This is a genomic window from Streptomyces sp. NPDC001002 (assembly GCF_053599215.1).
Genome location: NZ_JBSFLV010000067.1, coordinates 1 through 22258 on the forward strand (window position 1 = coordinate 1; position 22258 = coordinate 22258).

At 71.8% G+C, this 22258-nt stretch carries 25 protein-coding genes; 11 read left to right on the forward strand and 14 right to left on the reverse strand.

The window, feature by feature from the left end:
* From ACWDR3_RS27540 to ACWDR3_RS27550, 3 genes are all read right to left on the reverse strand, one after another.
* On the reverse strand, positions 1-543 hold a 543-nt coding region (locus ACWDR3_RS27540; protein ID WP_450355256.1), incomplete at its 3' end, for an aldo/keto reductase.
* 82 nt (positions 544-625) lie between these two features.
* Positions 626-1840, reverse strand: a complete 1215-nt coding sequence (locus ACWDR3_RS27545; RefSeq protein WP_450355257.1) for an MFS transporter — start codon at positions 1838-1840, stop codon at positions 626-628.
* 191 nt (positions 1841-2031) lie between these two features.
* On the reverse strand, positions 2032-2490 hold the full coding sequence (locus tag ACWDR3_RS27550; RefSeq protein WP_450355258.1) for a MarR family winged helix-turn-helix transcriptional regulator: 459 nt from the start codon (positions 2488-2490) through the stop codon (positions 2032-2034).
* 143 nt (positions 2491-2633) lie between these two features.
* Here ACWDR3_RS27550 and ACWDR3_RS27555 point away from each other — a divergent pair, with 143 nt between their 5' ends.
* A complete protein-coding gene (locus ACWDR3_RS27555) occupies positions 2634-3164 on the forward strand; it encodes a 2'-5' RNA ligase family protein (protein WP_450355259.1) in 531 nt (176 codons plus the stop codon).
* A gap of 39 nt (positions 3165-3203) precedes the next feature.
* Here ACWDR3_RS27555 and ACWDR3_RS27560 read toward each other — a convergent pair whose 3' ends face one another.
* A complete protein-coding gene (locus tag ACWDR3_RS27560; protein WP_450355260.1) occupies positions 3204-4205 on the reverse strand; it encodes a helix-turn-helix domain-containing protein in 1002 nt (333 codons plus the stop codon).
* Between the two features lie 172 nt (positions 4206-4377).
* Positions 4378-5352, reverse strand: coding sequence for an alpha/beta hydrolase (locus ACWDR3_RS27565; protein WP_450355261.1), 975 nt, complete (start codon positions 5350-5352; stop codon positions 4378-4380).
* A 214-nt stretch (positions 5353-5566) separates the two neighbouring features.
* Between ACWDR3_RS27565 and ACWDR3_RS27570 the strand changes: the two genes are divergently transcribed.
* Together ACWDR3_RS27570 and ACWDR3_RS27575 are read left to right on the forward strand one after the other, a co-directional pair.
* Positions 5567-6541, forward strand: a complete 975-nt coding sequence (locus ACWDR3_RS27570) for a TerC family protein (protein WP_450355262.1) — start codon at positions 5567-5569, stop codon at positions 6539-6541.
* A 110-nt stretch (positions 6542-6651) separates the two neighbouring features.
* On the forward strand, positions 6652-7533 hold the full coding sequence (locus ACWDR3_RS27575; protein ID WP_450355263.1) for an LLM class F420-dependent oxidoreductase: 882 nt from the start codon (positions 6652-6654) through the stop codon (positions 7531-7533).
* On the opposite strand, the gene ACWDR3_RS27580 is transcribed toward ACWDR3_RS27575, so the two are convergent.
* Entirely contained in the window at positions 7509-7727 is a 219-nt protein-coding gene (locus tag ACWDR3_RS27580) for a hypothetical protein (RefSeq protein ID WP_450355264.1), read from the reverse strand. The two genes, ACWDR3_RS27575 and ACWDR3_RS27580, sit on opposite strands and share 25 nt — an antisense overlap.
* Positions 7728-7841: 114 nt before the next feature.
* Between ACWDR3_RS27580 and ACWDR3_RS27585 the strand changes: the two genes are divergently transcribed.
* Both ACWDR3_RS27585 and ACWDR3_RS27590 read left to right on the forward strand, forming a co-directional pair.
* Positions 7842-8747: a LysR family transcriptional regulator gene (locus ACWDR3_RS27585; RefSeq protein WP_450355265.1), complete on the forward strand. Its 906-nt coding sequence runs from the start codon at positions 7842-7844 to the stop codon at positions 8745-8747.
* Between the two features lie 133 nt (positions 8748-8880).
* Complete coding sequence (locus ACWDR3_RS27590) at positions 8881-9663, forward strand: DUF899 family protein (protein ID WP_450355266.1); 783 nt, start codon at positions 8881-8883, stop codon at positions 9661-9663.
* Positions 9664-9809: 146 nt separating this feature from the next.
* On the opposite strand, the gene ACWDR3_RS27595 is transcribed toward ACWDR3_RS27590, so the two are convergent.
* Positions 9810-10373: an NADPH-dependent FMN reductase gene (locus ACWDR3_RS27595; RefSeq protein WP_450355267.1), complete on the reverse strand. Its 564-nt coding sequence runs from the start codon at positions 10371-10373 to the stop codon at positions 9810-9812.
* 103 nt (positions 10374-10476) lie between these two features.
* On the opposite strand from ACWDR3_RS27595, the gene ACWDR3_RS27600 reads away from it, so the two are divergent.
* The gene (locus ACWDR3_RS27600) at positions 10477-11148 is read left to right on the forward strand and encodes a TetR family transcriptional regulator (protein ID WP_450355268.1); all 672 of its coding nucleotides are present in this window, start codon (positions 10477-10479) and stop codon (positions 11146-11148) included.
* 21 nt (positions 11149-11169) lie between these two features.
* Here ACWDR3_RS27600 and ACWDR3_RS27605 read toward each other — a convergent pair whose 3' ends face one another.
* Together ACWDR3_RS27605 and ACWDR3_RS27610 are read right to left on the reverse strand one after the other, a co-directional pair.
* Complete coding sequence (locus ACWDR3_RS27605; protein ID WP_450355269.1) at positions 11170-12312, reverse strand: FAD-dependent oxidoreductase; 1143 nt, start codon at positions 12310-12312, stop codon at positions 11170-11172.
* Between the two features lie 46 nt (positions 12313-12358).
* Entirely contained in the window at positions 12359-13030 is a 672-nt protein-coding gene (locus tag ACWDR3_RS27610) for a TetR/AcrR family transcriptional regulator (protein ID WP_450355270.1), read from the reverse strand.
* Between the two features lie 95 nt (positions 13031-13125).
* On the opposite strand from ACWDR3_RS27610, the gene ACWDR3_RS27615 reads away from it, so the two are divergent.
* Complete coding sequence (locus ACWDR3_RS27615) at positions 13126-14172, forward strand: LacI family DNA-binding transcriptional regulator (protein WP_450355271.1); 1047 nt, start codon at positions 13126-13128, stop codon at positions 14170-14172.
* A gap of 17 nt (positions 14173-14189) precedes the next feature.
* A complete protein-coding gene (locus ACWDR3_RS27620) occupies positions 14190-15368 on the forward strand; it encodes a 4-hydroxybenzoate 3-monooxygenase (RefSeq protein WP_450355272.1) in 1179 nt (392 codons plus the stop codon).
* Between the two features lie 3 nt (positions 15369-15371).
* Here the strand turns inward: ACWDR3_RS27620 and trxA are convergent, their stop codons facing one another.
* Entirely contained in the window at positions 15372-15758 is a 387-nt protein-coding gene (gene trxA, locus ACWDR3_RS27625) for a thioredoxin (RefSeq protein WP_123996407.1), read from the reverse strand.
* Positions 15759-15879: 121 nt separating this feature from the next.
* Between trxA and ACWDR3_RS27630 the strand changes: the two genes are divergently transcribed.
* Positions 15880-17313, forward strand: a complete 1434-nt coding sequence (locus ACWDR3_RS27630) for a dihydrolipoyl dehydrogenase family protein (protein ID WP_450355273.1) — start codon at positions 15880-15882, stop codon at positions 17311-17313.
* Positions 17314-17396: 83 nt separating this feature from the next.
* Here the strand turns inward: ACWDR3_RS27630 and ACWDR3_RS27635 are convergent, their stop codons facing one another.
* Positions 17397-18041 (reverse strand): peptide deformylase, encoded by a 645-nt coding sequence (locus ACWDR3_RS27635; protein ID WP_450355274.1) that lies wholly within the window; start codon positions 18039-18041, stop codon positions 17397-17399.
* A gap of 146 nt (positions 18042-18187) precedes the next feature.
* Between ACWDR3_RS27635 and ACWDR3_RS27640 the strand changes: the two genes are divergently transcribed.
* Positions 18188-19585, forward strand: coding sequence for a PepSY-associated TM helix domain-containing protein (locus ACWDR3_RS27640; RefSeq protein WP_450355275.1), 1398 nt, complete (start codon positions 18188-18190; stop codon positions 19583-19585).
* A gap of 89 nt (positions 19586-19674) precedes the next feature.
* On the opposite strand, the gene ACWDR3_RS27645 is transcribed toward ACWDR3_RS27640, so the two are convergent.
* The 3 genes from ACWDR3_RS27645 to ACWDR3_RS27655 form a co-directional block, all read right to left on the reverse strand.
* Complete coding sequence (locus tag ACWDR3_RS27645; RefSeq protein WP_450355276.1) at positions 19675-20022, reverse strand: tetratricopeptide repeat protein; 348 nt, start codon at positions 20020-20022, stop codon at positions 19675-19677.
* A gap of 92 nt (positions 20023-20114) precedes the next feature.
* Entirely contained in the window at positions 20115-20552 is a 438-nt protein-coding gene (locus tag ACWDR3_RS27650) for a MarR family transcriptional regulator (protein ID WP_450355277.1), read from the reverse strand.
* Positions 20549-21103 (reverse strand): MarR family winged helix-turn-helix transcriptional regulator, encoded by a 555-nt coding sequence (locus ACWDR3_RS27655; RefSeq protein ID WP_450355278.1) that lies wholly within the window; start codon positions 21101-21103, stop codon positions 20549-20551. Before ACWDR3_RS27655 ends, ACWDR3_RS27650 begins: the two co-directional genes overlap by 4 nt.
* Before the next feature lie 88 nt (positions 21104-21191).
* Between ACWDR3_RS27655 and ACWDR3_RS27660 the strand changes: the two genes are divergently transcribed.
* Positions 21192-22157 (forward strand): pirin family protein, encoded by a 966-nt coding sequence (locus ACWDR3_RS27660; protein ID WP_450355279.1) that lies wholly within the window; start codon positions 21192-21194, stop codon positions 22155-22157.
* Positions 22158-22258 lie beyond the last annotated feature (101 nt).

Sequence of the window (22258 nt, forward strand, 5' to 3'; positions counted from 1 at the left end):
GGCCGAAGACGCCGTGCCCCAGGCTCGGCCAGTAGGCGATCTCGCCGTTGCCGATCCGCACCAGGTCGTGACGGCGGGCACCAGCGAGGAGTTGTCCACCAGCCGACGCAGGTGCGCGGGCTGGAAGTTGGAGACACCGGCGGCACGGATCCGCCCGTCGGCGGCCAGCTTCTCGATGGCGCTCCACGAGTCGAGGTAGAGGTCCCGCGCCGGCGTCGGCCAGTGGATCAGGTACAGGTCGACGTACTCCAGGCCCAGCTTGGCGAGGCTCGCGTCGAACGCGCGGAGCGTGGCGTCGTAACCCTGGTCCGCGTTCCACAGCTTGGTGGTCACGAAGAGGTCCTCGCGGGCGAGGTCCGAGGCGGCGAGGGCGGCGCCGACGCCGGCCTCGTTGCCGTAGATCGCGGCGGTGTCGATGCTGCGGTAGCCCGCCTGAAGGGCGTTGGTGACGGCGGCGGTGGTCTCGGCGTCGGGGACCTGGAAGACGCCGAAGCCGAGCTGGGGGATCTCGACGCCGTTGTTGAGGGTGACGGTGGGGGTCATGTGCGCTGTTCCTTTGCGGTGTTGTCGGGGCGGTGCGGTCGGTTCGGTGGTCGTCGGTTCGCTGTCGGCCGGTGTGGTCGGTTCAGTGCCGGGCGGCGACGGGGACGTCGTCGGCCGGGGCGGACGCGGCCACGACATGGCCGGTGGTGGTGCGGGTACGGCGGTCCAGGGCCGCGGCCAGGAAGGCCAGCAGCAGCGCCGCGCCGGACAGCAGGGCGCCGATCCAGTTCGGCGAGGTGTAGCCGAGCCCGGCGGAGATCACGACACCGCCCAGCCAGGCGGCCAGCGCGTTGCCGAGGTTGAAGGCGCCGATGTTGACGGCCGAGGCGAGGGTCGGGGCGGCGGACGCCTGGTCGAGTACCCACTTCTGCAGCGGGGGAACGGTGGCGAAGCCGAGCGCGCCGATCAGCGTCAGCGTGATCGCGGCGAGAACCTTGTCGTGCGCGGTCGCCGTGAAGAGCAGCAGCGTCGCGGACAGGGCGGCGAGCGCGGTGAACAGCATCGGCATCAGCGCGCGGTCGGCGAACCGGCCGCCCAGCAGGTTGCCCAGGAACATGCCGACCCCGAACAGCACCAGCAGCCACGTCACCGCGCCGGCCGAGTAGCCGGCCACCTCGGTCATCATCGGCGTGATGTAGGTGATCGCGGCGAAGACACCGCCGTAGCCGAGGACGGTCATCGCCAGCGCGAGCCAGACCTGGACATTGCGGAAGGCGGCGAACTCGGCTCGTACATCAGGGGACTTGGGCTTGCCCGCGTCGGGCACGAGCTTCGCCAGACCGAGCAGCCCGACGATGCCGAGCGAGGCGACGAGAACGAAGGTGACGCGCCAGCCGGCGGCCTGGCCGATGTAGGTGCCCAGCGGCACGCCGACGATGTTCGCGACCGTGAGCCCCATGAACATCAGGGAGATCGCGGAGGCCTTCTTCTCCGGGGCGACCAGGTCCGCGGCGACCACGGAGCCGATGCCGAAGAACGCGCCGTGTGCCAGGGAGGCGATCACGCGGCCGATCAGCATCACGCCGAAGCCGGGGGCGAACGCGGACAGGGCGTTGCCGACCACGAAGAGTCCCATGAGGAACATGAGCATCTTCTTGCGCGAGACCTTGGTGCCCAGGATGGTCAGCAGCGGCGCGCCGATGACGACGCCGAGGGCATAGCCGGAGACCAGCCAGCCGGCGGTCGGGATGGAGACCCCGAAGTCGTCCGCGACCTCGGGCAGCACGCCCATGATCACGAATTCCGTCGTGCCGATCCCGAAGGCCCCGATGGCGAGGGCCAGAAGGGCGAGAGGCATGGGAGGTACCTTCCAGGCGATTGCGTGTGGCGCTTACGAGCGTCGACAATAGTTGCAGGCGCGGGATAAATGCAAGTGCAGGGAAGTTCGGGGGCGGGTAGCGCGCGTCTGCAAGCATGGAGGCAAGCGAGAGCCCCCGTGGCGGCGGCACCTCGGGGGCTCGGCTTCAGAGGCGGAGGAAGTGCCCGGTGTCAGGCGGCCACGCGGAGCGTCTCGACCGCCTTGACCAGCGGGGCGAGCTCGGGGTTCGCCGCGGCCTCGTCGAGGGCCTCGCGCAGGGCGGCCTCGTTGGTCGGCCGGGCCTCTTCGAGCAGCTTGAAGCCGGCCTCGGTGACGTTCGTATAGATGCCGCGCCGGTCCGTGGGGCACAGGTAGCGGGTCAGCAGCCCGCGGTCCTCCAGGCGGGTGACCAGCCGGGTCGTGGCGCTCTGGCTGAGTACGACCGCGTCGGCGACCTGCTTCATCTGCAGATGTCCGCCGTCGCCGTCGTGCTGCCGGCTCAGGACGTCCAGCAGTGAGTACTCGCGCACGCTCAGGTCGTGGTCCGCCTGCAGGGCGCGCTCGATGTGCGCCTCGATCCTGCCGTGCAGCAGCGAGAGGGCGCACCAGCTCTGGGCGAGGGCGGTGAGTGCCGGGTCCGTCGCGGTCATGGCCTGGGTCCTCCGTCGCTTGGTGACTGGGATCCAGGATAGGGGATCGGTGAAATTACCGGCGGAAGCATGTAGCGCGCGCATGCAACGAGTGACCGCCGGTGCGGATCCGTGCCCGTCCGTGCGGCTGATATACACGTCGGGTGACGGACGACTCCCGTGGGTTCCAGGCAGGACAGACAGGTCTCGTGGTGCTGGTCCCAGAGGCCGAGCCGGTGGTCCGGACGTGGCGCGAACGCCTCGATCCCGCCGCCCGCGCGGGCGTCCCGGCCCATGCCACCGTCCTCTTCCCGTTCCTACCCGCGGACCTCGTCGACGACGGCACTCGCGCCGCCCTCGGTGAACTGGCCGCCCGGCACCCGGCGTTCGACGTCAGCTTCGAGCGCTGCGGCCGCTTTCCCGGCGTGCTGTACCTCGCGCCGACGCCGGACACCCCGTTCCGCCGCCTCACCGAGGCCGTCGTCGAACGCTGGCCGGAAGCCCCGCCGTACGGCGGCAAGTACGAGCCCGTGCCCCATCTGACCGTCGGACAGGTCCGCGACGAGGCAGCCCTTTCCGAGGCGGAGGCGGACATCGGTCCGAAGCTTCCCGTCGCGGCTCACGTCTCGTCGGTCGACCTGGTGGTGTTCAGCGGCACGGAGTGGCGGCTTGAGGCGTCGTTCCCTCTCGGGTAGCCGGGCGGAACGGGGCAGGCGCACCCCCTCGGTCGACCGTCACGGCCGCGCCAAGTGCCGCATCGCCAGCGCCAGTTGGAGCCTGAGCCGGCCCTGTGGTGTGCGTACCGGCCAGCCCAGCAGGTGCTCCGCCTGGGTCAACCGGTCCTGGAGCGTGGAGTGGTGGACGTTGATCTCGGCCGCGGCCGCCCGCTGACTCGCCGTCATGGCCACGGCGTTGAGCGTGGCCAGCAGCCCGGGCACGGCAGCGGCGGCCGCCTCGATGGCGTGCACGTCGGCCGGCGGCTCGGCGCCCGGTGCGATCAGCCCGGCGAGCAGGGCGATGCCGCCCAGCTCATCGGCGTACATCACCCGCGGGCCGGGGTCCTGCGCGGTGCCGTCGGCCGTGAAACGCAGGGCCGTGCGGGCCTCGGACCAGGAGCGCGGCAGGTCGAGTACGGGGACGGCGGGGCCGACGCCGACGCGGCCGGCGGGGAGTTCCGCGCCGGCGATCAGCAGGCGGGGTCTGCCGTCGGCCGGGGCGAGGGCGCGTACGCGGACGGCCGGGTCGGCGGGGTCGACGCCGATGAGACGGGCCGCGTGCAGCCGGGCGTCCTGCGGGACCGTCGCGTCCAGCAGCGTCTCCACCAGCGCCGGGTCGTCGGCGAGCGAGGCCGGGGCGCGGCCCCGGGTGCGGTCCAGGACGAGCCGGACGGCCCCCGCGGCCCGCTCCACGATCACGGCGTCGACGACGCTGGGCTGCCCGGCCGGACGCTCCAGCCACAGTGCCGGGACACCGCCCGGCTCCAGTGCGGCGGACGGCCAGGCCGGGTCCGGCGGGGTGTCGACGTCCTTGCGGGTGCCGTCAGGCTCGACCCGGACCCGTACGCGCCGACCGCCGTCGACGAGCCGCGCCGGGCAGCCGGCCAGCACGGCGGCGCCCCGCACCAGGGTCTCCAGACCGGCCCTGGCCTCGGCCAGGTGATCGAAGTAGGAGATGACCTGCACCGCGGCTCCGGCGTCCGGGTCCAGCGTGGTCAGTCGTCCGGCCAGCTCTTTCATACGTTCATGGTCCTCCATGGCGCGGATACCGGGGAGTCCGCGGACCCGTGGGATGTCGGCCCGGCGGCCGTGCGCGGCGGAGCGGCGAGCGGCTGCCCGGGCCGACGTGAACGGACCGGCCGACGGTGCCGCGAGGGGAGGGGCCGAAACTCCCCGCGGCTGCCAGGGACCGTCACTCGCCGATGAGCCGCCTCAGCCAGTTCAGCCGCGCCGCCCCGGTCGCCCGGGACACCGCCGCCTGCGGGGCGAAGCCGTCGTAGCCGTGGAAGCCGCCCGGCCATACGTGCAGCTCGGCCACTCCGCCGGCCTGCCAGATCCGGGAGGCGTAGGCGACTGCCTCGTCGCGGAAGGTCTCCGCCGAGCCGACGTCGATGAAGGTGGGCGGCAGGCCGGCGAGGTCCTCTGCGCGGGCGGGGGAGGCGTAGGGGGACACGTCCGGGCCGCCGCGCTCTCCACCGAGCAGCGCCGTCCAGCCGGTCTCGTTGGCCGTGTGGTCCCAGACGCCGAGGCCCGCCATCTGGTGGGAGGAGACGGTGTCGTTGCGGTCGTCGAGCATCGGGCACATCAGCACCTGGCCCATCGGCCGCGGACCCTTGCGGTCGCGGGTCAGCAGGCCGAGCGCGGCCGTCAGCCCGCCGCCGGCGCTGGCACCCGCGATCACGATCCGCTGCGCGTCGGCGCCGAGTTCGGCCGCGTGCTCCGCCGTCCAGACCAGCCCGGTGTAGACGTCCTCGATCGGCGCCGGATGGGGATGCTCCGGTGCCAGCCGGTACTCCACGGAGACGACGACCGCGTCCAGTTCCTTCGCCCAGTCGAGGGCCGCGGTCACGCCGACCTGGTTGTTGCCGATCACCATGCCGCCGCCGTGCACGTGGTAGAAGACGGGCCGCGGGCCGACGGTCGCGGGGGCGGTGGGACGGCAGATGAGCAGCGAGATGTCCGGCTCGCCCTCGGGGCCCGGCACCGTACGGTCCTCGACCTCGAAGAACCCGTCGAGGGTCAGGTCGAGCTCGCCCAGGAAGTCGACCCCCATTCCCTCGCGCATCGTGGCGATGTCGTCCATCGTGAGGCTGGGCGAGATCATCTCCTTGACCAGTTCGAGCGCGGCGGCGAGCTCGGGGTCGAACGGGGGCGGTACCTGGGTCATGACGTCTCCTCACGCGGGGCGCGGCGGCTCTCACCCGTCATGGTCCGCGCGCCGCTGCCGCCCGGTCCGCCGCCGTCCGGCGGAAGGTGCCCGCCGAATGGCGGGTGGACGCCGCGAAACCGCCTCATTGCCCGCTGTTCACCTGTACGTGGTGGAAGAGATCACAAGTCACGACAACGCTGACCAGACCCCCACCGCACCAGGAGTACCACCCGTGAACGTCTCCCTCACCGTCTGGCTGCTGACCGTACTGGCACTGTGCGTGCTCGTCGCCGTCGACTTCTTCATCGGCCGCAAACCCCACGATGTGTCGGTCAGGGAAGCCGGGGTCTGGACGATCGTCTGGGTCGTCCTGGCCTGTCTCTTCGGGGTGGGGCTGCTCGTCTTCGGCGGGGCGGGGCCCACGGGCGAGTTCTTCGCCGGGTACGTGACCGAGAAGTCGCTGAGCGTCGACAATCTTTTCGTCTTCGTCCTGATCATGGCGAAGTTCGCCGTGCCCTCGCAGTACCAGCAGCGGGTGCTGATGGTCGGCGTCCTCGTGGCCCTGGTGCTGCGGGCCGGCTTCATCGCGGCCGGTGCGGCGATCATCTCCACCTTCTCCTGGGTGTTCTACCTCTTCGGCGCCTTCCTGATCTGGACCGCCTGGAAGCTCATCCAGGACGCGCGCAAGGAGGGGCACGAGGAGGACTACGAGGAGAGCAAGCTGCTGAAGGCGGTGGAGAAGCGGTTCGGTGTCGCCGACCGCTACCACGGCACGAAGCTCTGGATCGAGGAGAACGGCAAGCGGGTCATGACCCCCATGCTGGTCGTGATGCTCGCGATCGGCTCCACGGACGTGCTGTTCGCGCTCGACTCGATCCCGGCCATCTACGGGCTGACCCAGGACCCGTACATCGTGTTCACGGCCAACGCCTTCGCGCTGATGGGCCTGCGGCAGCTGTACTTCCTCATCGGCGGCCTGCTCAGGAAGCTCGTCCACCTCAGCTACGGCCTGTCGATCATCCTGGGCTTCATCGGCGTCAAGCTGGTGCTGCACGCCCTGCACGAGTCCGGCGTGCACGTCCCGGAGATCTCCATCCCCTTCTCGCTCGGCTTCATCGTCCTGGTCCTGGCGATCACGACGTTCACCAGCCTGCGGGCGTCGAAGAAGCAGGAGGAGCGGGAAGCGAGGGAAGCGGCGCGCCCCTGAGCGAGAGGCGACCCGTCCCTCAGCGTGAGACGGCGCGTCCTTGACTTCGAGAGCGCTCGAAGATCTAACGTCACCCGGGTCGGCACGGGCCGGGGCGAACGGAGACGGACATGCGTGTGGGTGTGCACATCAACCGGTTCGACCACAGCGGGGGAGGGCCCGCGCTCGGGTCCGAGCTCGCCGCGGCCGGTCGCGCGGCCGAGGCGGCCGGGGTCAGCTGGCTGTCGGTCATGGACCACTACTTCCAGATGGAGTTCAACGGCGGGGCCGAGGCGCCGATGCTGGAGGCCTACACGACCCTCGGCTATCTGGCGGGCCAGACCTCCACGGTCCAACTGGGCGCGCTGGTAACGGGTGTGACGTACCGTCACCCGGGACTGCTCGCCAAGATCGCCACCTCGCTCGACGTGGTGTCCGGCGGCCGGGCCACCCTCGGCATCGGCGCGGCCTGGTACGGCCGAGAGCACGAGGGCCTCGGCGTGCCCTTCCCGCCGCTCGCCGAACGCTTCGAGCGCCTGGAGGAGGCCCTGCGCGTCTGCCTCCAGATGTGGGACCCGGAGAACAACGGCCCGTTCGAGGGCAAGCACTACCGGCTGGCCGAGACCCTGTGCGTACCGGCCCCGGTCAGCACTCCCCGCCCCGAGATCATGATCGGCGGTGGGGGCGAGAAGAAGACGCTGCGCCTGGTCGCCCGCTACGGCGACGCGTGCAACCTCTTCACGACCTCCCCGGACGAGGTCCGCCACAAGCTCGACGTGCTGCGCGCCCACTGCGACACCGAGGGGCGCGACTACGACACGATCCGCAAGACCGTCGCCCACAGCGGAGAGGCGGTCAACGAGGGCGACCTCGACACCGTCACGCGGGACCTGGAGGGCTACACCGGGCTCGGCATCGACACGGTCATTCTCTCGCCACGCCTCGGTGAGACCTCCGGCTGGCTGGAGAGCTTCGTGGCGCCGGCGGTTCAGCGGCTGGCCGGGCTCGACTGAGCGGCGGCGGGGCGGCTGCGCGAGACGATCCGCACACCGCGGTCGTCGACGCTCCTGACCTGGAGCGAACCGCAGCCGCAGCGCGTCCAGAGGGTGAGTCCCGTGGCGGTGGCGTGCCGGGACAGCACCTGGAAGGGGTCGGCGGCATCCGGCCAACCACAGTGCGGGCAGGCGGCGCCGGTCGGGCTGGTCATGGCAACTCCTCGTACCTCGTGGCTGATCGACCGTCGCGACACAGCCAGGGTGCCGCTGGACCTCCGTACACGTCCAGGTTGACTTTCCGGACCGGACCTTGAAGCGTGGGCTTCATGATTGATCTGCGCCGGCTCCACGTCCTGCGCGCGGTCGCGCACTACGGCACGGTCACCGCGGCCGCCCGCGCCCTGCACTTCACGCCGTCCGCCGCCTCCCAGCAGATCCGCCAGCTCGCCCGCGACCTCGACGTCGACCTGCTGGAACCGCAGGGCCGCGGGGTACGGCTCACCCCGGCCGCCGAGAGCCTGCTCGCGCACGCCGACGCCATCCAGACCCGCTGGGAACAGGCCGAGTTGGAGTTGCGTGCCGATCACGGTTCTCCCGGCGGCCCGTTGCGGGTGAGCGGCTTCCCGACGGCCGTGTCGGTGTTGGTGGCCCCGATGGCGGCCCGGTTGCAGCAGCGGCATCCGCGGCTGTCGGTGCGCATCCGGGAGGCGGGTGTGCCGGACAGCTTCGACCAGCTCTTCGAGGGCGAGGCCGATCTGGCGGTCGTGGAGGCCACTCCGTACAACCCGCCGTTGAGCGACGCCCGCTTCGACCAACAGCCTTTGCTGGACGACCCGTTCGACCTCGTCGTGCCCGACGACCATCCGCTGGCGGGGCGTGAGCGCGTCGACCTCTCCGACGCGGCGCACGAGGACTGGATCGCCCCGATGCCCGACAGCCCCTGCAGCCCGCACGTGCTGTCGGCGTGCGGCGAGGCCGGGTTCAGCCCAGGAGTCGTCCACTACACGGTGGAGTGGAACGTCACCGCCCACCTGGTCGCCCACCGGCTCGGCGTGGCCCTGATCCCGAGGCTCTCCCAGCTCACCCCGCACCTGCCGATCACCCGCGTCCGCTGCACTGGCAACCCGCACCGCACGCTCCTCACCTGCACCCGCACGGGCGGCCGGGAACGCCCCGCGGTCGCGGCCGCGCTGCGCGAACTGCGGGAGCTGGCACCGACGGTGGTGGCCTGAGGCCCAGAGGCCGGGCCGATGCGAACGACGGCCCCTGGCCGCGATGAGTTCCGGCCGCTTCGCGAGTCTGTTCCGATGAGCGTCGTAGCGCGCTGTGCGGCGCTGCCCGGTATCGGACACCACGGAGGACACCATGACGACCACGCCCGGCAACGCGAGCGGCGACCTTCCCGGCAAACCGCCGGTCGTCGACCTGGCCACCTGGCAGGCGGCGCGCGAGGAGCTGCTGGTCCGGGAGAAGGCGCACACCCATGAGGGCGACGCGATCGCAGCGGCCCGGCGGCGGCTGCCGATGGTCGAGTTCGACGGCAAGGTCGAGGTCACCGGCGCCGAGGGGCCGGTGCCGTTCCTGGACCTGTTCCAGGGCCGCGAGGAGCTCGTGGTCTACAAGCACATGTGGTACGACGGCGCACCCCACCAGGGACAGTGCGAGGGCTGCACCACCACGGCCTGGCACCTCCAGGACGCCGTCTATCTCAACGCCCGCGGCGTCTCGTTCGCCGTACTGGCCACGGGCCCGTGGGACGAGATCGCCTCGTACACCGAGTTCATGGGCTACACCGAGCCCTGGTACTCGGTGCGCGGTGTGGACGGGCCGGCCGGCGGTCACATGGGCTTCCTCACCAGCTACCTGCGCGACGGCGACCGCGTGTTCCTCACCTACTCCACGACGGGGCGCGGCAACGAGCGGGTCAACGGATCCCTCGGCCTGCTCGACATGACCCCCTACGGCCGCGGCGAGACGTGGGAGGACAACCCTGAGGGCTGGCCCGCGGGCGCACACGCGTGCTGGTCCTGGCGTACGGACGCGGACGGGAACCCCACCTGGGGCGGAACCAGCCGACCGGTGCCGCAGTGGAACCGCCCCGGCGTCACCCCTGCGGAGACCCTGGGCCGGAAGGGCCCCCACCACTGACCCGCCTCGCGTGCACAGATCGATCGGCCGGATTCGTAGCCGAGAAGCCGAGTAGCGGAGTACCCGAGTACTCGACTACCCCAGTACCCGAAAGAAGGAGGCCGGAGCTCAGAGCTCCGGCCTCCTTCGGGTGATGCGTTCGCGGATCAGGCGGCGACCGTCTCGCCCGCATGCCCGTGCAGACGGGCGATGACCTCGGTCACCTGCGCGGCGACCTCGGCGTCGTCGGCCGGGTGGGTCTCGGCGAAGCGGACCACGGAACCGGGGATGGAGAGCTTGAGGTCCTCGATCACCTTGCCGCCGGCGATGCCGACGGCCTTGCGGGCCTCGTCCTGCGCCCATACGCCGCCGAACTGGCCGTAGGCGGTGCCGACCACGGCGACGGGCTTGCCGCCGAAGCCGCTGGCGCCGTACGGGCGGGACAGCCAGTCGATGGCGTTCTTCAGGACGGCCGGGATGGTGCCGTTGTACTCGGGGGAGAAGAGCAGGAAGGCGTCGGCGGCCTGGGCGGCGTCGCGCAGCTTGGCGGCGGCGGGCGGCACATCGCCCTCGACGTCGATGTCCTCGTTGTAGAAGGGGATCTCGGCCAGGCCCTCGAACAGCACGACGTCAGCGCCCTCCGGGGCCAGCTTCACAGCGGCCTCGGCGAGCTGGCGGTTGTGCGAACCGGCGCGAAGGCTGCCGACGAGCGCGAGGATGCGAACAGACATGGGGGACTCCAGAGGGGGGTGCTGAAACATTGCCGTTACGATCCGGACCGAGGTCCGTTTAATTTCTAGCACTCTAAGCGGACTGCGGTCCAGTTTTGTTCCCATGCTTTACGCTGTCTTCATGTCCGCCACCCTGCCGCCCATACCGGCGCCTCAGGAGCCCGTAGGCGAGCCGGAGTTGTTGCAGCTCAGTGCCGTCGAGGACGAGCCCTGTCTGCGGGCCGACGCCGCGCGCAACCGGGCCGCGCTGCTGGAGGCGGCCGCCCGGCTGATCGCCGAGCACGGCGCGGCCGGGGTCACGATGGAGGCGGTGGCCGCCGCGGCCAAAGTGGGCAAGGGGACGGTCTTCCGTCGCTTCGGGGACCGGACCGGACTGCTGATGGCCCTGCTGGACCACTCGGCGAAGAAGCTGCAGGCCGACTTCCTCGGCGGCCCGCCCCCGCTGGGACCCGGGGCCCCGCCCCTGGATCGGCTGCGAGCGTTCGGCGTGGCGGTGCTGTACCGCACGCACGAGCAGTTGGACCTGCAACTGGCCGCGCAGCCGGAGCCGACCCGCAAGTTCGGCCTGCCGCCGATACAGGCGCTCACAATGCACGTCACCGTCCTGCTGCGGCAGCTCGTGCCGGACGCCGACTGCGAACTGCTGGCGCGGACGCTGATGGGTTACCTCGACCCGGCCCTGATCCACCACCTCACCAAGCAGTGCGGGATGCCCATGGACCGGTTGGAGGCCGGCTGGGTCGACCTGGTGAACCGGGTGACGGGCGGCGCGTAGCCGCTCCCCGGAGGCTCCCGCTCAGCCGTGGCTGGCGAACATGTCCAGCAGGCCCTGCGGCGCGTCGTCGCGGAACAGCAGCAGGCCGTTGTGCGCCGACTCGGCCGCGGAGATCTCGCTGCGGGGGAACAGCTTCTCCTCGTAGGCGGCGAGGGCGGCCTCCGTGTCGCCGGGGTGTGCGACGAGCGCGAGGGCCAGCTCGGCGCCGTCGAGCAGCGCGAGGTTCGCGCCCTCGCCCGCGAACGGGGACATCAGGTGCGCGGCGTCGCCCAGCAGCGTGACGCCGGGCACGCGCTCCCAGCGGTGGCCCACCGGCAGGGCGTGGATGCGGCGCGGCACCAGCGTGCCGTCCGCCTCCGCGAGCAGGGAGCGCAGGCTCTTGTCCCAGTCCTCGAAGTGCGCCAGCACGTACGCCTTGCCGGCCTCGGTGTCGGCGAAGTCGACGCCGTCGAGCCACTCCTCGGGGGCCACCACGGCGACGTAGACGTGCAGGCTGCCGTCGCTCTCGCGGTGCACGAGGAACCCCTTGCCGGCGCCGAGCGCGAAGAGGGCTCCGCCGCCGACGACCTCGGCGCCCACCGGGTGGCGCACGTCCGCGTCCGGGAGGTCCGCCTCCACGAACGACACGCCCGTGTAGACGGGCCGGGCGTCCGAGAGCAACGGCCGGACACGCGACCAGGCGCCGTCCGCGCCCACCAGCAGATCCGTGGTGAAGACGGTCCCGTCGGCGAGGGTCACCTCGTGCCGCCCCGCACCCAGCGGGCGCGCGCCGTCCACCTTCGCGCCCCAGCGGACGGTGCCTTCGGGCAGTGAGCCGAGCATGAGGTCGCGCAGGTCGCCGCGGTCGATCTCCGGGCGGTCGCCGTCGCCCTCGTCGGGCTGGTCCAGGCGGACCGTCGCGTCCTTGTCGAGGACCCGCGTGGCCTGCCCGCCCTGATGGACGAGGGTCAGGAACGTCTCGTAGAGCCCGGCGGCGCGCAGCGCCACCTGGCCGGAGTCGCCGTGGATGTCGAGCATGCCGCCCTGCGTACGGGCGGCGGGGGAGGCGTCCAGGTCGAAGACGGCCGCCTCGATGCCGTGCACATGCAGCACACGGGCGAGGGCGAGGCCGCCGACACCGGCGCCGACGATCGCGATGGGGTGGTGGGTGGTGGGGGTGGTCATGGCGTGCTCCTCGATGTGGGTCGGAAGGGTCTGGTGGGTACGGAGATCAGTCCGGTACGGCGGTCCGCTCTATGCCGGTGATCACCGCGCGCAGCGCCCACGACTGGCGGGCCTCGGGCGGCCCCGACAGCAGGTCGCTGGCGAGTGCGGCGACGCGTGGATGCGTGCGGTCGGAGGCGTCCCGCACGGCACGGCGTACGGCGTCCCACTCCTCGTCGGACGTGTCCTCCACGTGCTCGGCGGCCTGCGTGGTGGCGTGCTGCAGCAGCAGGTCCACGCCCCACGCGGCCTGCGCCGGCGGGACACCGCCCTCGTCGAGCAGGGTCAGCAGTGTCTCGATCAGGGTCAGGTAGTGCGGGCCGCTCGGCCGGGCGGTGAGCGCGGAGCGGGCCAGGCTCGGGTGCTCGAAGAGCATCCCGGTGTAGGCGGTGAGCACGCGCTCCAGCCGCTCGCGCCACGGGCCCTCCGCCGGGACGGGACCGAGGGTGCCCAGCAGCTCGTCCAGCACCAGCGCGTGCAGCTCCGCGGTGTTGCGCACGTAGACGTACAGCGAGGCCGGGCCGGTGTCGAGCTCCTGCGCCAGGCGCCGCATGGTCACCTTCGGCAGACCCTCGGCACGCAGCACGGTCAGGGCGGCGGCCACGATGCCCTCCCTGGACAGGGCGGGCTTGGCCGGACGCTCACGGCGGCTGCGGGGGATCTCGGGGCGGTCTGTCATGCCTCCACGGTAACGAACATGTTCGTTGAGAACAAGTTCGTGACGAACATGTTCGTCGTGGACCGGGTGTGGCCTCCGACACAGGTTCTGCAAAGATGCGTCACGTCATGGTGCAGATACCGAACACGCCCGCGCTCGCGTCCCCAGCCGCGCGCCCCGTGCCCACGAGTGCCGATGTGGCCCGCCTCGCCGGAGTCTCGCGCGCGACCGTCTCCTACGTCCTCAACAACACCAGCGCCGTACGCATCAGCGAGCCCACGCGCCGCCGCGTCCACGAAGCCGCGAAGGAACTCGGGTACGTGCCCCACGCGGCCGCCCGCAGCCTGCGCGCCGGACACAGCCGCCTGGTCCTGATGCCGGCCCCGACCATCCCGGTCGGCCCGCTCTACAGCCAGTTCATCAACGAACTCCAGTGGGCGCTCAGCCGCCTCGACTACACGGTGGTCCAGTACGGCACCGTCGGTCTGCAGGGCGACGAGGCCGCCCGCGCCTGGGCCGAACTGCGGCCCGTCGCCGTCCTGGTGCCCGGCGCTGGCCTGGGCCCGCAGGGCGTGACGCTGCTCAAGCGCTCCGGCGCCCGGGCCGTCGTCACCCTCGGCCCCGAGTCCGTCGAGGGCGCCCACGCCCTGCTCATGGACCACGAGGCCGTCGGCTTCTGCGCGGGCCGCCACCTGTACGACCGAGGCCGGCGCCGCGTCGGTGTCCTCGTCCCCGAGGAGGGCGGCCTGGAGCCCTTCTCGCTGCCCCGCCTCAAGGGCGTGCGCCGAGCCCTCGACGACACCGACGCCGTGGTCACCGACCTGCCCCTCGCCTACGAGGAGCAGGCCGCCGCGCGCCTCGCCGCCCGCTGGCGCGACCTCGACCTCGACTCCGTGTTCGCGTACAACGACGAGTACGCGATGCTGCTGATGCGCGCCCTGCAGGACGCGGGTGTACGAATTCCCCAGGACACGGCCGTGATCGGTGCCGACGACCTCGTGCTCGGCCGGCTGCTGCGGCCCCGGCTGAGCACGGTGCACATCGAGCTCCCGTCCGGCCGGGACCTCGCCGAACTGGTGGACCGCGCGGTGCGCGACCCGGGCGCCGGGCCCGAGACGCACGAAGTGCTGGGCGCCACGGTGGTCCACCGAGACTCCAGCTGAACCCTCAGGAGGCGCCCATGCGCACGACGGTCGGCATCATCGGCGGCGGCCCCGCCGGGCTGCTCCTCGCCCGGCTGCTGCACCGCGCGGGCCTGGACTGTGTCGTCCTGGAGGCCAGGACGCGGGAGTACGTCGAGCAGCGCCAGCGCGCCGGGATGCTGGAGCAGGGCACGGTGGACGCCCTGCGCGAGGCCGGCGCCGCCGACCGACTCGGCGCCGAAGGCCTCGTGCACCAGGGCATCGAGCTGCGCTTCGACCGCGAACGCCACCACATCGACTTCCCGGCCCTCACCGGCGGCCGCACGGTCACCATCTACGCCCAGACCGAGATCGTGAAGGACCTCGTCGCCCTCCAACTGGCCGAGGGGCCACCGCTGTTGTTCGAGGCGGAGGCCCTCACGGTCGAGAAGCCGGAGACCGACACGCCTGTCGTCCGGTTCGTGCACGAGGGCCGCGAACAGACGCTGAGCTGCGACTGGGTGGTCGGCTGCGACGGCTTCCACGGCATCTCGCGCGGGACCTTCCCCGCCGAGGCCGGACGCTCGTACGCGCACGACTACCCGTACTCCTGGCTCGGTGTCCTGGCCGATGTGGCGCCGTCCTGCGACGAGTTGATCTACGCGCGCGGGGAGGGCGGCTTCGCCCTGCACAGCATGCGCTCGCCGCATGTCTCACGCCTGTATCTGCAAGTGCCCAACGACACCGACCCCGACGACTGGCCGGAGGAGCGGATCTGGGACGAACTCGCCGCGCGGTTCGCCGTCGACGCCGACTGGACCCTCAAGCGCGGCCCGATCACCGCCAAGTCCGTGACGCCGATGCGCAGTTACGTCCACGAACCGATGCGCCTGGGCCGGCTGCTGCTGGCGGGCGACGCCGCGCACATCGTCCCGCCGACCGGCGCCAAGGGACTCAACCTCGCCGTCTCCGACGTCCGAGTCCTCGCCCGCGCCTTCACGGAACTGCACCGCACGGGCTCCGAGCGGCTCCTGGACACGTATTCCGAGGCATGCCTGGCCCGCGTGTGGCAGGCCACGCGCTTCTCGTACGACATGACCCGGATGCTGCACACTCAGCCGGACGGGGACGCGTTCGAGAACCGGGTGCAGCTCGCGCGTCTCCGCCGGATCACCTCGTCCCGGCACGCGGCCGCCGAACTGGCCGCCAACTACACGGGACTGCCGCTCCTGGGCTGAGGCCTACTCGCCGTTCTGCTCGGCCTGTGCCTGCTGCTCGGCGACGGACTTGCGGACCTCGTCCATGTCGAGCTTGCGGGCCTGGCCGATGACGTCCGTCAGGGCGGCCTCCGGCAGGGCGCCCGCCTGGGCGTACACGGCGACCTGGTCACGCACGATCATCAGGGTCGGGATCGACTGGATGCCGAAGGCCGCGGCGAGCTCGGGCTGCGCCTCGGTGTCGATCTTGCCGAACACCAGGTCCGGGTTCTCCTCGGCGGCCTTGTCGTAGATCGGGGCGAACATACGGCACGGCCCGCACCAGGCTGCCCAGAAGTCGATCAGGACGAATTCGTTGTCCGTGACCGTCTGGTCGAAGTTCTCCTTGGTGAGCTCCACGGTGCTGCTCATGACGTGTATCCCTACTTCCTCGTGTCGGGGCGAAGCCGTCGGCACAACGCGGCCGGCCGGTCACGTATTCCGCGCCCCTACCCGTGTGGCCACCGGCCACACCACCGAGCAGACTGGCCCCATGACGGAAACGGAAGACATCGCGTACGACGTAGTGGTGCTCGGGGCCGGGCCCGTGGGGGAGAACGTCGCGGACCGCACCCGTGCGGCCGGACTCTCCACCGCGATCGTGGAGAGCGAACTCGTCGGAGGCGAATGCTCGTACTGGGCGTGCATGCCCAGCAAGGCCCTGCTGCGCCCGGTGATCGCCCAGGCGGACGCCCGCCGGCTGCCGGGCCTGAGCCAGTCAGTGCAGGGCCCGCTCGACGCGGCAGCGGTCCTCGCCCGCAGGGACTACTTCACCTCCCACTGGAAGGACGACGGGCAGGTCGGCTGGCTCGACGGCATCGGCGCCGACCTCTACCGCGGCCACGGCCGCCTCGCCGGACCCCGCACGGTCACCGTGACCGGCTCCGACGGCACGGTGACGACGCTGACCGCCCGGCACGCGGTCGCCGTCGCCACGGGCACCGGCGCCGGACTGCCCGACCTGCCCGGACTGGCCGAGGTCCGCCCGTGGACCAGCCGCGAGGCCACCAGCGCCCAGGAGGTGCCCGGCCGGCTCGTGGTGGTCGGCGGCGGTGTGGTCGCCACCGAGATGGCCACCGCCTGGCAGGCCCTCGGCTCGCACGTCACCCTCCTGGTCCGCGGCAAGGGCCTGCTCAATCGCATGGAGCCCTTCGCCGGCGAACTGGTCGCCGAGGCGCTCACCGCGGCCGGCGTCGACGTGCGCACCGGCACCTCGGTCGAGTCCGTGACCCGGGAGAACGGCACGGTCGTGGTCGTCACCGGCCAGGGCGACCGCATCGAGGCCGACGAGATCCTCTTCGCCACCGGTCGCGTCCCGCGTACCGAGGACATCGGCCTGGACACGGTCGGTCTGACCCCCGGCTCCTGGCTCACCGTCGACGACAGCCTCCGCGTCACCGGCAGCCAGTGGCTCTACGCGGTCGGCGACGTCAACCACCGCGCCCTGCTCACCCACCAGGGCAAGTACCAGGCCCGGATCGCGGGCGCCGCCATCGCCGCCCGCGCCTCCGGCGTACCGCTCCTGGAGACCGACCCGTGGGGCGCGCACGCGGCCACGGCCGACCACAGCGCCGTCCCGCAGGTCGTCTTCACCGATCCGGAGGCGGCGTCCGTCGGTCTCTCGCTCGCGGAGGCCGAACAGGCCGGGCGCCGGGTGCGCGCCGTCGACGTCGAGTTCTCCTCGGTGGCCGGCGCGGGGCTCTACGCGGACGACTACCGCGGCAAGGCCCGCCTCGTCGTCGACCTCGAACGCGAGATCCTGCTCGGCGTCACCTTCGTCGGCCCCGGTGTCGGCGAACTCATCCACTCGGCGACCGTCGCGGTCGCGGGCGAGGTGCCGATCAGCCGGCTCTGGCACGCGGTGCCGTCCTACCCGACGCTCAGCGAGGTATGGCTGCGCCTGCTGGAGGCGTACCGCGACAACTGACGCGCGGGACAGGGAAGTTCACGCGGGGACCATCGACTCCAGGTGGTCCCCGCGTCGCATGTGAGGGTCGACCCGCGTCCGGGTCACGGCAGTTCGAAGCCCAGCTCCCGTGCGGCCTCCTCCGGCGTCGGGAAGGTCCACCGCTCCGCCATCGCCTCGTTCGAGGACAGTGAGCGCAACTCGGCGCGGTCCAGATACAACAGGCCGTCGAGATGGTCCGTCTCGTGCTGCACGATCCGCGCCGGCCAGCCGCTGAACACCTCGTCCACCGCGCGCCCGTGCTCGTCCTCGCCCGTCAACCGCACCTCGGCGTGCCGGGCCACCACCGCCTGCCACCCCGGCACGCTCAGACAGCCCTCGAAGAACGCGGCCCGCTCGCCGCCGACCGGCTCGTACGACGGATTGACCAGCACCCGGAACGGCTGCGGCACCCGGCCACGGGCGATGCGCACCTCGTCCGGCACCGGCGCCGGGTCCTCGATCACCGCGATCCGCAGCGGCACCCCGACCTGCGGCGCGGCGAGGCCCACGCCCGGCGCCGCGTGCATGGTGACCCGCAGGGCCTCGACGAAACGGGCCAGCAGCGCCGGGGCCAACTGACCGTCGAAGCGCTCGGTGCTCTTGCGCAGGACCGGGTCACCGGCGGCCACGATCGGCAACGGGCCATCGGTCGCGAGGAGTTCCTCGACCAGGTCGACAAGGGGTGCGGGGTCACGGGGAGTTGCCATCGGGCCAGGATGCCATGACGTTCCGCCACCACCGTCGCGCCCTGTGACGTACGCCACTTGTGTCGCCGGGAACTCGACGCCCTCCGCCCCCGACTACTGGACCGCTACAGCCACACACCGTCCCCCGTCCCCCGGAGACCCCGCCGATGTCCACCGCTCCCTCGACCGCCACCGACGAGGCCCCGCAACCGGCCGCCGCCGTCCCCGCGCCGACCCCCTCCAGATGGGCCCCGCTGCGCCCCCTGGTGCTGCGCCTGCACTTCTACGCCGGCGTGTTCGTCGCACCGTTCCTGCTCGTCGCCGCCGTCACCGGCTTCCTCTACGCCGGCGCGTTCCAGGCCGAGAAGCTCGTGTACGCCCACGAGATGACCGTCGCGAAGGTCGGCGAGACCAAGCTGCCGATCTCGGAGCAGGTGACCGCCGCCCGCGAAGCCCACCCCGAGGGCACCGTGTCCGCCGTACGCCCCTCCCCGGAGTCCGACGCCACCACCAGGGTGCTGCTGTCGGGCGTCGCGGGCGTCGACCCGGACCACACGCTCGCGGTCTTCGTCGACCCGTACACCGGCAAGGTGCGCGGGGCCCTCGAACAGTACGGCTCGACCGGCGCGCTGCCCCTGCGCACCTGGATCGACGACTTCCACCGGGACCTGCGGCTCGGTGAAACCGGCCGGCTCTACAGTGAGTTCGCGGCGAGCTGGCTGTGGGTCATCGCGGGCGGCGGTCTGGTGCTGTGGTTCTCCCGCCGCCGTGCGCTGCGCAAGGTGCGCGGCACCAGCGGCCGGCGCCGCACGCTCGGCCTGCACGGCACGGTCGGCGTCTGGGCGGCGGCCGGGTTCATCTTCCTCTCGGCGACCGGTCTGACCTGGTCGACGTACGCCGGCGCCAACATCGACGTACTGCGCACCTCGCTCGGCCAGTCCACCCCGTCGGTCTCGGCCGCGGCCGGCGGCGAGCACGCAGGGCACGGGTCGGCCACCGCCACCGGGGACGCCGAACACGGCATCGGCCTCGACACCGTGCTCGCGGCGGCCCGCGCGAAGGGCCTCACCGACCCCGTCGAGATCGTCCCGCCCGCCGACGAGAACTCCGCGTACGTCGTCCGCCAGGTCCAGCGCAGCTGGCCCGAGAAGCAGGACTCCGTCGCCGTCGACCCCACCAGCGGCAAGGTCACCGACGAACTCCGGTTCGCCGACTACCCGTTGCTCGCCAAGCTCACCCGCTGGGGCATCGACCTGCACACCGGTTCCCTGTTCGGCCTGGTCAACCAGATCGCCCTGATGCTGCTCGCGGCCTCCCTGGTCCTGCTGATCGTCTGGGGCTACCGCATGTGGTGGCAGCGCGGCCGCGGCTCCTCCTTCGGCCGACCGATCCCGCGCGGCGCCTGGCAGAACGTGCCCCCGCAGATCCTCGTCCCGTGCGTCGCCGTCATCGCGGTCCTCGGCTACTTCGTACCGCTGCTCGGCATCCCCCTGGCCGCGTTCATCGTGGCCGACATCCTCCTGGGCGAGATCGCCCACCGGCGGGGGACAGCGGCGGCCAAGTGACAGACGACCCCCGGGCCACCTCGATACGGAGGCGACCCGGGGGTCGGTCATGCGGTGTCGGTTGTACGGTGCCGGTCGTGCGGTGTGGCTCAGACCTGCTCGAAGTCACCCGCGAGCGCCGAGGCGATCCGCAGGTGCGAGTCGGCCTCGTCGTCCCGGCTCTGCCGCTGCAGCGTGCGGCCGAGCAGCAGCCGGGCGTAGTGCTCCACCGGGTCGCGCTCGACGATGACACGCAACTCGCTCTCCGCGCGCTTCAGTTGGGCCGAGTGGTAGTAGGCCCGAGCCAGCAGCAGCCGGGGTCCGGTCTGCTCCGGCACCTCCTCGACCAGCCCGCCCAGCACCCGTGCGGCGGCCGTGAAGTCCTTGGCGTCGAAGAACATCTGCGCGCGCTCCCAGCGCTCCGCCGGTGTTCCGTGGTCGTAGTACGTGGTGTCCACTCGTTGCCTCCTTCGGCCTGCACAACCGGAGGAGTTGATTGAATATTCCACTATCTCGGGAGGGGGTACGTAGCCCGGGAGGGGCGGGTGCGTCAGGCGCGGCGCGCGGCCAGCTCCGCGTTGGCGCGCTCGGTCACCTGGGCCAGTACGCCTCCGGCCACGGCCAGGTCCTCGGCCGGGATGCCGGCGTAGAGCCGGGCGGATATCGCCCCGACCTCGGCCGACACCTCGGCGTGGAACGCCTTCCCGGTGTCCGTGAGCCGGACCTGCGAGCCCTCGGTCACCAGCAGCTCCTTGCCGATCAGCTCGTCGACGACACCCTGGATCTCGGCGGTGCCGACCTTGAGCGCGTCGGCGACCTCCTCGGCGAGCGCCGCACGCTCGACCGGACCTCCGGTGACGCGGTTGAGCGTGATCTGCTGTTGGAAGGTGGCGCCGTGGAGGGCGAGGACGCTCTCCAGGACGGCGCGCCCCGCGTAGTGGGCGAGGCCGATGACCTGGCCGTTGACGGTAGGCGTGGTGGTGGTCATGACTGCTCCGTCTCGATGTCGTCGTGCTCGATGTCTTCGTGCTCGTTCTCGTCGTGCTCGTTCTCGTCGTGCGCGGCGGACGCGAAGGGGTCCAGGGGTGCGTCGAGCAGGGTCGCCAGATCGCGCGAGAACTCCTTGGCGCGGGGGCTGTCGAGCCCGCCGAGCGGCGCCAGCAGTTGCTGCAGCAGCCCCTGTACGACCTTGATCGCGCGCCCGGTGACCTCGCGGCCCTGCTCGGTGAGTGCCAGTTGTACGGCGCGGGGGTCCCGGGGGTCCCGGTCCCGCTCGACCAGGCCGGCCGCCTCCAGGGCGCGCGCCAGCTTGGACACGTAGAGCGGCTCAAGTCCCGAGACGTCGGCGAGGCGTCGCTGGCTGGGACGCTCTCCGGCCCGCCGCAACCCGTACAGCGTGGCCACCAGGACGTACTGCGCGTGGGTCAGCCCCAGCGGGGCCACCGCCCGGTCGACCGCGACCCGCCACTTCATCGACAGCCGCCACACCAGTGCGCCGGGCGTCGCCTTCTCGGAACCTGTGCTCGAACCCTTGCTCATGACAGTTACAGTACATGGCTACTATATCCATGGCTACTATTTTCACCCGGACTGACGGAACGGCTCCGACGGGGCTAGGTTGTGGGACATGAGCAATCTTGATCGCGAGGCGGTTCCCGCCCTGTGCGGTGGTCGTGGCTTCGTGGTGGCGGAGCCCGTGCGTGAACTTCTCAGCCCTCGCCGGGTGCAGCTCGGCGCCTCGACCGAAGTCCGTCGTCTACTGCCCAACCTGGGCCGCCGGATGGTCGGCGCCTGGTGTTTCGTCGATCACTACGGCCCCGACGACATCGCCGACGAGCCCGGCATGCAGGTCCCGCCGCACCCGCACATGGGCCTGCAGACGGTGAGCTGGCTGCACGAGGGCGAGGTGCTGCACCGCGACTCGACGGGCAGCCTGCAGACGATCCGCCCGCGCGAGCTGGGCCTGATGACCTCCGGCCGCGCGATCAGCCACTCCGAGGAGAGCCCCCGCCCGCACGCGCGGCTCCTGCACGGCGCGCAGTTGTGGGTCGCCCTCCCGGACGGCCACCGCCACACCGACCCGCGCTTCGAGCACCACGCCGAACTCCCGGTCGTCACGGCACCGGGCCTCAAGGCCACGCTGATCCTCGGCGACCTCGACGGCGCGACCTCGCCCGGCACGACGTACACCCCGATCGTCGGTGCCGACCTGACGCTCTCCGCCGGGGCGGACGTACGCGTTCCGCTGGAGCGGGACTTCGAGTACGCCGTGCTCGCCATGTCCGGCGAGACCCACGTCGACGGCGTGCCCCTGCTGCCGGGCTCCATGCTCTACCTCGGCTGCGGCCGCGACGAACTGCCGGTGCGGGCCGCGTCGGACGCCGGCCTGATGCTCCTTGGCGGTGAGCCGTTCGAGGAGGAGTTGATCATGTTCTGGAACTGGATCGGCCGCACCCAGCAGGAGATCGAGCAGGCCCGCGCGGACTGGATGACGGGGACCCGCTTCGGCGAGGTGAAGGGGTACGACGGCGACCCGATGCCGGCACCCGAACTGCCGCCGGTGGCGTTGAAGCCGCGGGGGAGGGTGCGCTGACTTGCTGGAAGGGCCGGTGGGGCCACCGGGGGCGGGGAGGCGGACGGTAGCACTCCGTGGATCCGGTGCCCCGGCAGGGTGTGCGAGCTGCAGGGGGCGAG